Annotated in this window: 12 protein-coding genes; 4 read left to right on the top strand and 8 right to left on the bottom strand. The window is 71.1% G+C overall.

Going from position 1 to position 12735, the window contains the following annotated elements; genetic code table 11:
* Positions 1 to 11 precede the first annotated feature (11 nt).
* A complete protein-coding gene (locus tag OG453_RS22525) occupies positions 12 to 1316 on the top strand; it encodes an MFS transporter (RefSeq protein WP_266870204.1) in 1305 nt (434 codons plus the stop codon).
* A gap of 59 nt (positions 1317 to 1375) precedes the next feature.
* Here the strand turns inward: OG453_RS22525 and OG453_RS22520 are convergent, their stop codons facing one another.
* Complete coding sequence (locus tag OG453_RS22520; RefSeq protein WP_266870202.1) at positions 1376 to 3952, bottom strand: MMPL family transporter; 2577 nt, start codon at positions 3950 to 3952, stop codon at positions 1376 to 1378.
* Between the two features lie 162 nt (positions 3953 to 4114).
* On the opposite strand from OG453_RS22520, the gene OG453_RS22515 reads away from it, so the two are divergent.
* Together OG453_RS22515 and OG453_RS22510 are read left to right on the top strand one after the other, a co-directional pair.
* Positions 4115 to 4843 (top strand): response regulator transcription factor, encoded by a 729-nt coding sequence (locus OG453_RS22515; RefSeq protein WP_266870200.1) that lies wholly within the window; start codon positions 4115 to 4117, stop codon positions 4841 to 4843.
* Positions 4840 to 6285, top strand: coding sequence for a HAMP domain-containing sensor histidine kinase (locus tag OG453_RS22510; protein ID WP_266870198.1), 1446 nt, complete (start codon positions 4840 to 4842; stop codon positions 6283 to 6285). Before OG453_RS22515 ends, OG453_RS22510 begins: the two co-directional genes overlap by 4 nt.
* A gap of 45 nt (positions 6286 to 6330) precedes the next feature.
* On the opposite strand, the gene OG453_RS22505 is transcribed toward OG453_RS22510, so the two are convergent.
* The 3 genes from OG453_RS22505 to OG453_RS22495 form a co-directional block, all read right to left on the bottom strand.
* A complete protein-coding gene (locus OG453_RS22505; RefSeq protein ID WP_266870196.1) occupies positions 6331 to 6750 on the bottom strand; it encodes an ATP-binding protein in 420 nt (139 codons plus the stop codon).
* A gap of 168 nt (positions 6751 to 6918) precedes the next feature.
* Complete coding sequence (locus OG453_RS22500; protein WP_266870195.1) at positions 6919 to 8229, bottom strand: metallophosphoesterase; 1311 nt, start codon at positions 8227 to 8229, stop codon at positions 6919 to 6921.
* A 2-nt stretch (positions 8230 to 8231) separates the two neighbouring features.
* On the bottom strand, positions 8232 to 8471 hold the full coding sequence (locus tag OG453_RS22495; RefSeq protein WP_135331861.1) for an SCO4848 family membrane protein: 240 nt from the start codon (positions 8469 to 8471) through the stop codon (positions 8232 to 8234).
* A 109-nt stretch (positions 8472 to 8580) separates the two neighbouring features.
* On the opposite strand from OG453_RS22495, the gene OG453_RS22490 reads away from it, so the two are divergent.
* Positions 8581 to 9843: a D-alanyl-D-alanine carboxypeptidase family protein gene (locus tag OG453_RS22490; RefSeq protein WP_266870194.1), complete on the top strand. Its 1263-nt coding sequence runs from the start codon at positions 8581 to 8583 to the stop codon at positions 9841 to 9843.
* Here OG453_RS22490 and OG453_RS22485 read toward each other — a convergent pair.
* The 4 genes from OG453_RS22485 to OG453_RS22470 are packed head-to-tail and all read right to left on the bottom strand — an operon-like array spanning position 9791 to position 12684.
* Positions 9791 to 10771: a YihY/virulence factor BrkB family protein gene (locus OG453_RS22485; RefSeq protein WP_266870192.1), complete on the bottom strand. Its 981-nt coding sequence runs from the start codon at positions 10769 to 10771 to the stop codon at positions 9791 to 9793. The genes OG453_RS22490 and OG453_RS22485 overlap by 53 nt on opposite strands.
* Positions 10759 to 11181 (bottom strand): GtrA family protein, encoded by a 423-nt coding sequence (locus OG453_RS22480; protein ID WP_266873088.1) that lies wholly within the window; start codon positions 11179 to 11181, stop codon positions 10759 to 10761. The genes OG453_RS22485 and OG453_RS22480 overlap by 13 nt, the downstream gene beginning before the upstream one ends.
* 35 nt (positions 11182 to 11216) lie before the next feature.
* Complete coding sequence (locus tag OG453_RS22475) at positions 11217 to 12170, bottom strand: decaprenyl-phosphate phosphoribosyltransferase (RefSeq protein ID WP_266870191.1); 954 nt, start codon at positions 12168 to 12170, stop codon at positions 11217 to 11219.
* On the bottom strand, positions 12163 to 12684 hold the full coding sequence (locus OG453_RS22470; RefSeq protein ID WP_266870189.1) for a phosphatase PAP2 family protein: 522 nt from the start codon (positions 12682 to 12684) through the stop codon (positions 12163 to 12165). The genes OG453_RS22475 and OG453_RS22470 overlap by 8 nt, the downstream gene beginning before the upstream one ends.
* Positions 12685 to 12735 lie beyond the last annotated feature (51 nt).

Below are 12735 nucleotides of genomic sequence, written 5' to 3'. Positions count from 1 at the left end.
CAGTCCCCTCCATGCCGTCGCACCCCCTGCTGCGCAACCGCCCCTTCCGGCTGCTCTTCCTCGGCCGCTCCCTCTCCCTCATCGGCGACGCCGTCATCCCCGCCGCCCTCTCCCTCGCCGTCATCCGCGCCACCGGCTCCGCCTCCGCGCTTGCCCTCGTCCTCGGCTGCGCGATGGGGCCGAGGCTGCTGTTGCTTCCCATCGGCGGGGTCGTCGGCGACCGGTTCAATGCCCGTACCGTCGCGCTCGGCACCGACGTCGTGCGATGCCTGACGCAGCTCTTCGTAGGCGTCGAACTCCTGGGGGGAAACCCCCAGTTGTGGCACATCGCCCTCGCATCGGCGGTCGGCGGCGCCGCCTCCGCGTTCGCCATGCCCACCCTGCCGACCCTCATCACCGGCACCGTCGACGGGAAGGAGCGGCACGCCGCCAACTCCGCACTGGGCGTCGTCAAGAGCACCGCCATGGTCGGCGGCCCCGCGCTCGCCGGGCTCCTCATCAAGTACGCGGGCCCCGGCTGGGCCTTCGTGCTCGACGGGGTCTCGTTCGCCGTCAGCGCGTGCCTGCTGGCCGCCATCCGCGTGCGGCGGGTCACTCCGGAGGGGCGCCGTTCACTCCGTAAGGACCTGGTCGAGGGGTGGCAGGAGGTGCGGTGCCGGGACTGGTACTGGACCAGCCTCGTCGCGCACTCCGCGTGGAACGGCGCCGCCGCCGTGCTCACCACCCTCGGACCCGCCATCGCCGTCAAGGAGTTGGGCGGCGAGGACGTATGGATCGGCATCCTGCAGGCCGGCGCGATCGGGCTGCTGCTCGGCTCGCTGCTCGCGGGGCGGGCCCGGCCCCGGCGCCCGATCCTGGCGGCCAACCTGGGCCTCGCGACGTACGCCCTGCCCCTCGGCCTGCTCGCCGCCGAGGCCCCCGCCCCGCTCATCATCGGCGCCTACGCCGTCGCACAGGCGGGCCTCGGCTTCCTCAGCCCCGTGTGGGCGACATCGGTCCAGGCGGCGATACCGCCCGGCGTGCTGGCCCGCGTCACCTCGTACGACTGGCTGCTCTCGCTGGCCGCGATGCCCCTCGGCTACGTGCTCGCGCCCCTCGCGGCGGACGCGTGGGGCGTGGCGGCGCCCCTCTGGATCGCGGCCCTTGTGGTGGGCGTCGCGTGCGTGGGAACGGCGGCGGTGCCGGGAGTGCGCGAGTTCGGGGCAGGCGGCGCGAGTACGCCTCGTGAAGTCGGGGGCGAGAACGGTTGGTTCACCCCGGACGGCGAGAGCGACACCGGGCGCTCGAAGAACGCCTCCAGGGACACCGTCTCCTGAGTGCCGCTCCCCCGTCGATCGCGCGGAGCCGCCGCAGCGCGACCAGCTCCCGGCCGGGCTCAGTTGACCGCGTCCACCTCCCCCGACGCCAGCTCCATGTCGTACATGAGCGGCTCGTCGGCGACCATGATGTGCCGGGCGCGTGATGCGTAGCCGGGGGCCGTGGCTGCCAGTAGGTAGGCGCCTGCCGACGGGGCCGCCACGATGTACGAGCCGTCGGCCAGTGACGTCACGCGGTCCAGTTTGCGGCCACCCTTGGAGAGCAGCGTCAGGGTCGCGTCCGGCACCGGGTCGCCCTCCACTGTGCGGATGAAACCGTGCACTACGGAGGCCGTGCCCGAGCCGTTGGGCTCCACGCGCGCGTGGGGGACGGTTTCGGACGGGGCCTGCTCCGGCTCCTCCCGTGGCTCCACCGCCAGGTGCGGCAGGCGCTTCTCCAGGCCCGCGGGGAGCCACCAGTTGGCGCGGCCGAGCAGATGCATCGCCGCCGGGACCAGCGCCGTGCGCAGGATGAAGGCGTCTAGGGCCACCGCTGCCGCAAGGCCGATGCCCGCCATCGCGCCCTCCATGTCGCCGCTCAGGACGAACGCGGAGAAGACGCAGATCATGATCAGGGCCGCGCAGTTGATGACCCTGCTCGTCTCGGCGAGGCCCACCCGGACCGCGCGGGCGTTGTCCTTCGTGTGCACCCATTCCTCGTGCATGCGGCTCACCAGGAACACCTGGTAGTCCATCGAGAGCCCGAAGAGCAGCGACAGCATGATGACTGGCAGGAACGCCGTGATCGGGCCCTCCTTGCCGACGCCGATCAGTTCCGTGCCCCAGCCCCACTGGAAGATCGCCACCAGTACGCCGAAGGACGCGGCCGCCGCGATCAGGTTCATCAGGGCGGCCGTCAGGGGCACCACCAGGGAGCGGAACGCAATCAGCAGCAGGAGGAAGCCGAGCGCGATGATGGCTCCTACGAAGTAGGGCAGCCGGTCGCCCGTCACCGCGGCGAAGTCCTTGAAGATGGCCGTCACACCGCCGACGTGCGCCTCGACGCCGGCCTCCGGAATCACGTCTCCCCGTAGCCGGTCGATGAGTTGGTCGGTCTCCTCGGACTGGGGGGATGTGGTCGGGACGACGTTGATGACCGAGATGCCGTCCGACGGTGGGGCCGCCGCCACCTGGGCGACGCCCTCCGTCGACCGGATGCTCTTCACCAGGCCTCCGGTGTCGGTCTCTTCGGCCACAACTTGGAGTGGGCCGTTGAATCCCGGACCGAAGCCGTCGGCCAGCATGTCGTACGCCTGCCGGGTCGTCGTCGACTCCTGGTGGTTGCCCTGATCGGTCGCGCCGAGGCGCAGGGAGAGCAGCGGCAGGGCGAGGAAGGCCATCACCACGAAGGCGAGCGCCGCGATCGAACGCGGCCTCTTCTGTACGTACGAGGACCAGCGCGCCGCGAGGCCGCTCGCCTCGGCAGGATCGGGCCCCGTCGCCGCGAGACGCCGCCGCTGCCTGCGGCTGAGCACCCGGGGGCCGAGCAGCCCCAGGAGCGCGGGCAGCAGCGTTATGGCCGCGAGGACGCTCAGGATCACCGTCAGGGAGGCCGCGATGACCACGCCATCCAGGAAGCGCATTCTCATCACCAGCATTCCGGCGAGCGCGATGCACACCGTGCCGCCCGCGAACAGCACCGCGCGGCCCGAGGTGTTCAGCGCCTGCACCGCCGCATCCCGCGGCTCCATGCCGCGCAGGATGCCGCGCCGGTGCCGAGTCACGATGAAGAGCGCGTAGTCGATGCCCACGCCGAGGCCGATCAGGGAGCCGAGCAGCGGGGCCACTTCGGGGATGTCCGTGACATGGCTGAGCAGCATCGTCGAGAGCATGCCGAGGCCCACTCCGAAGACCGCGATGACGATCGGCAGGACCATCGCGAAGAGCGATCCGAAGGCCAGGAAGAGGACTACGGCCGCGGCCGCGATGCCGACCAGTTCGGAGGTGCCGGTGGGCGGCTCCTGGATGCGGGTGATCGCCTGGCCGCCGAGTTCGACCTGGAGGCCGCCGCGTTCGGCGTTCTGAGCCGTGTCCACGACGTCCTGGACGAGGTCCTTGGGGACGAAGTTCGCCTGCTCGGTGAAGGTCACCTGGGCGTAGGCGATCCGCCCGTTCTCGCTGATCTGTGCCGCGCCTGCCTCCTTGGAGACGCCTGCCTTGGAGGCGCCTGCCTTCTTGGATGCGCCCGCCTTCTTGGAGGCATCCGCCTTCTTGGACGCGCCTTCCTTGTTGAAGGCACCCGCCTTCTTAGAGGCACCCGCCTCCTTGGATGCGTACGGGCCCACCACCTCGCCGACGCCCTTCATGCCGGCGATGTCCTTCAGCGTGGGCTCGATCCGGGAACGTACGTCCTTGTCGCGCACCGATGCGCCCTCGTCGACGCGCCACACGACCGTGTCGGTGTCCCCCGAGCGCTCCGGAAACGCCTTCGTCATCAGGTCGTACGCGCGCGTGGAGTCCGTGTCCGGCAGGGAGAACACATTCGAGTAGGCGGTGCCCGCGGAGGTCCCCGCCGCCCCCAGGCCGAACAGGGCACCCACCCACAGCACAAGGACCACCAGGCGGTGCGCATGGCACCACCGCGCCAATGCCGTCACGATCCGTTCCTCCTCCGCGTCGCCGAGTCCCCCAGGTCCGTGCCTCGTCGGACCTCAGCATCGGCGGCACGGCGCCGCTGGGGCGCGGCGCGGCCATGATTCTCAAGTAACTCCAAAGCACGGACCGAGACTTCGTATAACGTCCGCGCCGATACTGGGGGCATGAGCCACGCCGAAGGCCGCCGGGGAACAGATGTCGGAACGCCGCGGGGCGAGGAGGCGACCGTCCTCGTCGTCGAGGACGAGCCGAGCATCGCCGACGTGCTGGCCATCGCCCTGCGCTATCACCGCTTCGACGTGATGGTGGCGGGCACCGTGCGCGATGCCCTCGCGCTCGCCGAACGCACCCGGCCCGACGTGGCGCTCCTGGACGTGATGCTGCCGGACGGCGACGGGCGTGCGCTGGGCAGGGAACTGCGCGCCCGGCACCCCGAATTGGCACTGGTGTTCCTGACCGCGCGGGACGCGCCGTCGGAGGTCGTGGGCGCGCTCGGCTTCGGCGACGACTACATCACCAAGCCGTTCAACATCGACGAGGTCGTCGCCCGTATCGGGGCGGTCCTGCGCCGCACCAGGGCGGGCGACGTGCTCCCCCAGCGCCCGCCGCTGCGCTACGGCGACCTGGAGCTCGACGACACGACGTACGTGGTGCGCCGCGCGGACCGCACGGCGCAGCTCACGCCGACCGAGTACGCCCTGCTGCGCTTCCTGGTGCGCAACGCGGGCCGCGTCGTGCCCAAGGAGCAGCTGCTGCGCCATGTGTGGAGTTACGAGCACACGGCGGAGTCGACCGTCGTCGAGACCTACATCAGCTATCTGCGGCGCAAGCTGGCCGCCATCGGCCCGCCGGTGATCACGACCCGGCGGGGCGTCGGATACGGACTCGCATGAGGCGTGCGCACCGCGGCACGCACTCGCTGCGCGCCAAGCTCACCTGGGTCAACGTGGCGCTGCTGGCCCTCGGCATCGTCACCGCGACGGCCGTGAGCATCATGGGCATGCGGCACTTCCTGCTCGACAACATCGACGCGGAGCTGACCTCGTCGCGCGACTCGCTGCACCGCATGGGTCTGACCATGAAGCAGATCGAGTACATCAGCGCGCTCGGCATGGCGCTCGACAACCTCTCCCCCGGCGGCACCGACCGAAGTGGTGGGCTCCCGCGCGCGGACACGCTCATCGTCGCGATCGGTGCCTCCGGGAAGCCCGTTCCCATCGGCTCGCTGGAGCCGACACCGCGCCAGCGCGCCCTGGCCTCCGCGGTGGACGACCCGGGCGCCCTGGTCAGCGCATCGCAGCCGCGCGACGTCACCTTGGACGGCGACCCCTACCGCACCGTGGGCGCACGCCTCGACGACGGCACGACCGTCCTGATGGCCACCTCTACGGAGAGCCTGCATTCGGGCATCAAGAAGGCGCTGAAGGTCGACGCCGCCTTCGGAGTGGCCCTGTTGGGGCTGCTCGCCGTCCTGACGATGATCTCCGCGCACCACCGTCTTCGCCCACTGGAGGACATGGTCGAGACCGCGTCCGCGATCGCCGACGGCGACCTGACGCGGCGGGTGCCGTCGAGCCGCACCCCCGTGCTGGAGACCGAGCAGCTGCGCCTTGCCCTCAACTCCATGCTCCACCAGGTCGAATCGGCCTTCGAGACCCGCGAACGCAGCTCCGCACAGCTGCGCCGCTTCGTCGCCGACGCCTCGCACGAGCTGCGTACGCCGCTGTCGGCGATCCGCGGCTACCTCCAGCTGTACGACAAGGGGATGCTCCGCGACCCGACGGAGCGCACGCGCGCGTGGGACCGCGTCAACGCCGAGGCCGACCGGATGGGGCGCCTGGTCGACGAGCTGCTGACCCTGGCCCGCCTGGACCAGCAGCCGGAACTGCGCTTCAGGAACGTCGACTTGAGCCGCCTGGTGCGGGACGCCGCCGACGATCTGCGCGTGCAGGAGCCGGAGCGCCCGCTCACCGTCCGCGCCGACGGCGCCCTGCTGATCCGCGCGGACGAGTCGGGGCTGCGCAAGGTGCTCGGCAATCTGCTGGGCAACGTACGCGTCCACACCCCCGCCGACGCGCCGGTCACGCTGGGCGTGGAGCGGGTGGACGGGCTTGTGCGGCTGCGTGTCGAGGACCGGGGGCCGGGCCTCGACGCGCAGGACGCGGCCCGTGTCTTCGACCGCTTCTTCCGCGCGGGCGGCGGCGCGGGCAGCGGCCTCGGCATGGCGATCGTGCAGGGGGTCGTCACCGCGCACGGGGGCGAGGTCGAGGTGGAGACGACTCCGGGCGAGGGGCTCACCGTGACGGTCACTCTGCCGGCGCAGAGCCCGAGTTGAGGCCCGCCTCGGCGTCGTGACGGCGGCGGGCCCGGCCATCAGGGATCAGGGCCACCCGGCGTCCCCCGTGCCCCGCACCAGCGCCCACACCGTCTTGCCGTGCCTCCCGCGCTGCCAGACGCCCCACGCCTCCGCCAGCGCGTCAAGGAGCCGCAGGCCCCGGCCGTTCTCGTCCTCCCAGGTGCCCGTGCCCCGCAGCTCCGGGCCCATGGGGCTTTCGTCGGAGACCTCTATGAAGCAGTCGCCGTCGGCGAGCACCGTGACCGCGACCTCGAACTCCCGCTCCAGGACGAGGCCGTGGCAGACCGCGTTCGTCGCGAGTTCCGACACCAGGAGTACGACGTCATGGCGCGCCACGCTCTTCTCCGTATGCCCCCAGGCCGTCAGATGATCGCGAACGCGAACACGAGCGAGCGCGACGGACGCCGGATGCGGTGGCAGCCGGAACGCGTGACGTCGTAACAATCCTCGGTCCCCCCTCGGGCTCGGGCACACACAAGCACCCGGAACCGCACACACTTCCGACACCAGATGCTGCGCAGAGGAAGCGCCCGGTGTCACACCGTCACCGTGCGACCCCGCAGTATCCGGCCAAGTCCGCACCAAAGGGAACCGAATCGAACCAACAGCCGATTACGCCTGGCGGGAAGCCAGTTCCACGACCGTGATGTCGGACGGCGCCCCGACCCGCACCGGCGGCCCCCACGCGCCGGCGCCGCGCGTCACATACAGCTGGGTGTCGCCGTACCGCTCAAGTCCCGCAAGCGTCGGATTGGCCAGGTCGGCGATGAAGTTGCCTGGCCAGAGCTGTCCGCCGTGGGTGTGCCCGGAGAGCTGGAGGTCGACGCCGTGCTTGACGGCGTCGTGGATGACGACCGGCTGATGGGCCAGGAGCACGGACGCCCGTGACCGGTCGCGGTCGCCGAGCGCCTTGGCGAAGTCGGGCCCGTGCCCCTCGCTCTCGCCCGCCACGTCGTCCACGCCCGCGAGGTCAAAGGCGGGCAGTTCGGCGCGTGCGTTCTCCAGGGGGCGCAGGCCGAGTTCGCGTACGTGATCGACCCACTGCTGCGCGCCGGAGAAGTACTCGTGGTTGCCGGTGACGAAGTAGCTGCCGTGCCGGGCCCGGAGCTGCGCCAGCGGTGCCGCGGCGGGCCCGAGGTCATCGACGTCGCCGTCGACGAGGTCACCGACGACGGCGATGAGGTCGGGCTGGGTGCCGTTGATCGTGTCGACCACGCGCTGGGTGAAGCCGCGTCCGAGGATCGGCCCCAGGTGGATGTCGCTGACCACGGCGATCCGGAACCCGTGCGCCGCGCGCGGCAGCTTGGCCAGCGGCACGGTGACGCGCTTCACCCGGGGGCCGCGCAGCACGCCGTACGTTCCGTAGCCGACCGTTCCGACGGCGACGGCCGCGGCGGTGCCGCCGACGATCCGGGAGACGAAGAGGCGACGCGAGGGAGTGGCCGGATTCCGCGGCGCTTCCACGGCGGAGGCGGCGGGGGCGTCATCCGTCGAAGCCGGGTCCTCCGTAGGAGTGGCTTCCGTAGACGCCCTCTCCGTAGGAGTGGCCTTCGTAGGAGTGGCCTTCGTAGGCGCCGTCTCCGTAGGAGTCGTTTCCGAGCGTCGCCGTCGCAGCAGTCTCAGCAGGACGGGTCGTACGAGCTCGCCCGCGAGCAGCGCGAGGACCAGGTAGATCGACAGGGCCATCCACATGAAGCCCGGCCAGGCCAGCACCTGCTGCAGCCAGAACGGCGCACCGGCCCGCTCACTGGCGACCGCGGCGAACATCAGCAGCGGCCCCACGGTGAAGACCACCGCACCGGCCCGCCGCACGAACCCGGGCCGCGCCGTCGTGTCCCGCACCAGGCGCCGCCACGCGTACCACTGCAGCCCGGCGAAGGCCGCGAGGACGGCGAGGCCGATGAGTACGAAGAGAATGATCACGTCTATGACGTACGGCGCAGAGCCCGCACCCCACGCAACCCGATGGTCCCCACCACCGTCCCCAAGACAAAGGAGGCGACGGCGAGCGTCAGGTGCACCCAGAAGTACGCGGTCGGGTCGCCGTCGTCGAAGGCGAGCCCGCTGCCGTCCTTCCACAGGTTCTTGACGAAAGTGATCCAGATGAACCAGCTCCACACGCCGAAGGCGAGCAGGAACCAGGAGACCGGGCGGCTGAGCTTCATACGTTCAGTATCGCGAGCCTCCCTTCCGCACAGCCGCCGGGGTCAGGAGCGCGACACACAGGCCACCTCGACGGCGACGTCCACAGCGGCGCCCTGTACGTTCTCGTCCGTGCCTGCCGTAAAAAAGACCGCCTTGTTGGTCACTTCCGCCGCATTGTTGACCTTCTCGACCGCAGCGCCAGCACTGGCGGACGGCAAGCCAGGAGGCGACAAGAAGCCCAAGCCGCCCTCCTCCATGTCGACGGTCGGCGGCGCCAAGCTCGGCGAGGCAGGCACCCAGGTCAGCCTGAAGGCGGGTGCGCCCGTGCTCCCCAAGGACCTGTCGGCACGCTCCTGGATCGTCTCGGACGCCGAGTCCGGCGACGTGCTCGCCTCGCACAACGCGCACTGGAAGCTGCCCCCGGCGAGCACCCTGAAGATGCTCTTCGCCGACACGGTCCTGCCGAAGTTCCCCAAGACGCAGAAGCACAAGGTCGAGCTCTCCGACCTGGCGGGCATCGGCGCGGGCAGCAGCATGGTCGGCGTCAAGGAGGACGAGACGTACACGGTCCACGACCTGTGGCTCGGCGTCTTCCTGCGGTCGGGCAACGACGCGGTGCACGTCCTTTCGTCGATGAACGGCGGCGTCGCGAAGACCGTCAAGGACATGCAGTCCCACGCCGAGGAACTGCAGGCCCTGGACACCAACGTCGTCAGCCCGGACGGCTACGACGCCCCCAAGCAGGTCTCCTCCGCGTACGACCTGACCCTGTTCGCCCGCTCCGGTCTGCAGAAGAAGGACTTCCGCGAGTACTGCTCGACGGCCACCGCCAAGTTCCCCGGCGAGACCAAGAAGGTCTCGAAGGGCAAGGACAAGGGCAAGAAGAAGCGCGAGTCCTTCGAGATCCAGAACACCAACCGACTCCTTACAGGAGACGTCGGTCTCGACCCCTACAAGGGCATCGCGGGCGTCAAGAACGGCAGCACCACGAACGCCGGAACCACCTTCACGGGCGTCGCCGAGCGCGACGGCAAGGTGCTGCTCGTCACCGTCATGAACCCTGACTCCGGGGAGCAGCACGCCGTCTACAAGGAGACGGAACGCCTGCTGGACTGGGGCTTCCAGGCCTCGGGCAAGGTCGACCCGGTGGGCGAACTGGTCCCCCCGAAGGGTGCCGCCACGGGCAGCGGAAAGGGCGCTCCGGGCGCGGGCAAGGGCAAGTCGGATTCGGCCAAGAACGTGGCGCACGCCGCGGACAAGGACTCGGGCGGCGGTGTCGGTGTCGCGCTCGGTGTCGTGGGCGGTGTGCTGGTGCTCCTGGCCGCCGGGTGGTTCGTGATCAGCCGCCGGCTGCCGCTGCCGGACCTGGTGCGCCGGAAGGGCCGTCGCTGACGCCTCCGGAGGGCGCCTCGTCGTTCGGGGCGCCCCGGTCGCCTTCTGCCGGCTCTTCCTCTGGCTCTTCTTCTGTACGTCCCTGCTTCCGCGTCGCCGTCCAGGCGGCGCAGAACAGCAGGAGTTTCGCGGTGAAGTTGATCCACAGGAGCAGGGCGACGGGCACGCCGAAGGCGCCGTACATGCTCCGCGCGGCGACGCCCTTCATGTAGCCGCCGAGCAGCAGCTTGAGCAGCTCGAACCCGGCGGCGCCCATCAGCCCCGCGGTGATCAGCAGCCGGCGCGGCGGCTGGACGCCGGGCAGCAGCGTCAGGACGTACAGCAGGAGCAGGAAGTCCGCGAGGACGGCGATGGCGAACGCTGCCCACTGGAGCAGCACGCCGCCCCAGCCGTCCCGGGAGACGCCCACGAGGTCGGCGCTCCAGCCGACGGCGGTCGACGCGAGGGTCGAGGCGGCGACGGAGGCGAGCCCGGCGCCCCCGAGCCCGATGAGTACGCCGGCGTCCTTGAGCTTGCGCAGGACGGGGTTCTCGTCCTCGTCCTCCAGCTCCCAGACGGCCCGCAGACACTCTCTTATCGAGCCCACCCAACCGATGCCGGTGAAGAGCAGCACGGCGCCCGCGACGAGTCCGATGGTGCCCGCGTTGTCGACCAGGGCGTTCAGGTTCAGCTGGTCGGAGATGCCGGGGACCTGCTCGGTGAGCTTGTCCTCGAGCTTCTGCTGCCGGCTCTTGGAGAGCGTCGCGGCGGCGATCGCGGCGGCGACGGTGATCAGCGGGAAGAGCGCAAGGAAGCTGATGAACGTCATCGCGGCCGCGAGGCGGGTCCAGTGCACGCTGTCGAGCCGCTCGTACGCGCTCCACGCGTGCGTGCGCATCGCGCGCTCCACCAGGGGCCCGATTCCGGGGAGCTTTTTCAGCCAGTCCATGATGCCTCCCTGCCCGCTGTGCGGAAGACCAAGGTCCGGGTACCCCAGAAACGCAGAACAGTGGCGAGTGCCATACCGATTCCGGCTCCGGAGACGGTGTCCGCGCGCTGTGAGGTGAGGCCGAGGCCGTAGTGGGACACGGCGATGCAGAGCAACTGCACCAGGGCGCCCGCGATGTTGACGGCGAAGAAGATCCCGTACTGGCGCAGGCGCGACACCCTGGCCCGCTCGCCCCGATAGGTGCCGAGCGCGTTGCCCGCGTACGCGACGGTACAACCGGCCACGAAGGACAGCGCCTTGGCGGTCAGCGGGTCGAGGCCGACGGGGCCGCGCAGCCAGATGAAGAGGCCGAGGTCGACGGCGTACGCGCAGATCCCGGCGGCGGCGAAGCCGAGCAGTTCGGGCCCCATGGCCCGCAGCCGCCCTCTGAGGGCGCGCACCACGCTCACCAGTCGGCGACCGCGAGTCCGTACATCGCCAGCCACACCACGCCGATGACGGCGAGCGCACGGTCGCGCAGGACGACGTCCTCGGGCTCGCCCGCGGTGCCCCGGTCGGCGAACACGGCGTACCGCAGGACCGCGAGGACGAAGGCGGCCATCGACAGCTGCCGCCAGGGCAGCAGGCTGCCGTTGGCCGTGCCGCCGCTCTCCATGGCCCACAGGCAGTACGCGAGGACGGCGACCCCGGCGGCCAGCTGCCACACGAAGCGCAGGTACCCGGTGGTGTATTCGGTGAGCAACGCGCGCGTGGCGCCCAGTTTCTCGGCGCCGCCCGACATCTGGACGGCTTCGGAATAGCGCTTGGCGGAGACCATGAAGAGCGCGCCGAAGCCGGTCGTGATGAGGAACCAGCGCGAGAGCGGGATGCCGAGGGCGAGCCCTCCGATCATGGCGCGCATCAGGAAGCCCGTGGTGACGACGGCGAGATCGACGACGAGTACGTGCTTGAGGCTGACGCAGTAGGCGAGTTGCATCACTACGTAGGCGGCGAGCAGCGCCGCGGTCAGCGGTGTGCAGAGCGCGGCGGCGGCCGTGGGCGCGAGGACGGCGAGCAGTCCCCCGACCGCGTACGCGACGGGCACCGGGACCTGCCCGGCCGCGACCGGTCTGCGGCACTTGGTGGGGTGGGCGCGGTCGGCGTCGGCGTCGCGCGCGTCGTTGATGAGGTAGACGGCGGACGCGGCGGCCGTGAACAGCGCGAAGACGATGGCGAGTTGGCTGAGCGAGTGGCGCGAGAAGAGCTCCCCCGCCGCGGCGGGGGCCGCGACGACCAGGACGTTCTTGACCCACTGGCGGGGGCGCGCGGTCTTCAGGAGGCCCAGTGGCAGGGCGAGCGGACGGGGGCCCGACGGCTGGGGCGGGCCGGGGCGTTCGAGCAGGGCGGCGCGCTCAGCCATCGCTGCGGCCCCCGTTCATCCAGGCGGCGCCCACGCGCGCGGTGAGGGCGCCCAGGGCCGCGCCTGCGGCCACGTCGCTCGGGTAGTGGACGCCGACGACCATCCGGGAGACGCACATCGCGGCGGCGACCGGCGCCACGATGCGGGCGCCCGCGGGGCTCAGCGCGCCGTACGCGACGGTCGCTGCGGCGGCCGAAGTGGCGTGCGAGCTGGGGAAGGAGTGCCGTCCCGCGGTCCTGACGAGGGGCTCGGCTCCGGTGTCCGCGCCGGGCCGCGGGCGTCGTACGACCCGTTTGACGCCCATGCTGGCCAGGTGGGCCGCCGCGGTGAGCGCTGTGCCGCGCAGCCACGCGCCGCGCCGCTCGCGGTCGACCGCGGCGCCCGCCAGGCCCGCGACGAGCCAGAGCGCGCCGTGCTCGCCGGTCCAGGAGAGAGAGCGCGCGGCCGCGGCCACGCGCCTGTCGGAGCCGCAGTCGCGCAGGGCCGACAGCAGCCGGTGGTCGATGCCGTGCATGTGGCCTCCTTTTCCGGGGACTTCAGGGACTTCAGGGACTTCAGGGGGTCC

This window comes from Streptomyces sp. NBC_01381 (assembly GCF_026340305.1).
In the GTDB taxonomy this organism is placed as follows: domain Bacteria; phylum Actinomycetota; class Actinomycetes; order Streptomycetales; family Streptomycetaceae; genus Streptomyces.
The sequence above is the reverse complement of the archived record's forward strand: the minus strand, read 5'-3'. Positions and strand labels throughout refer to the sequence as shown.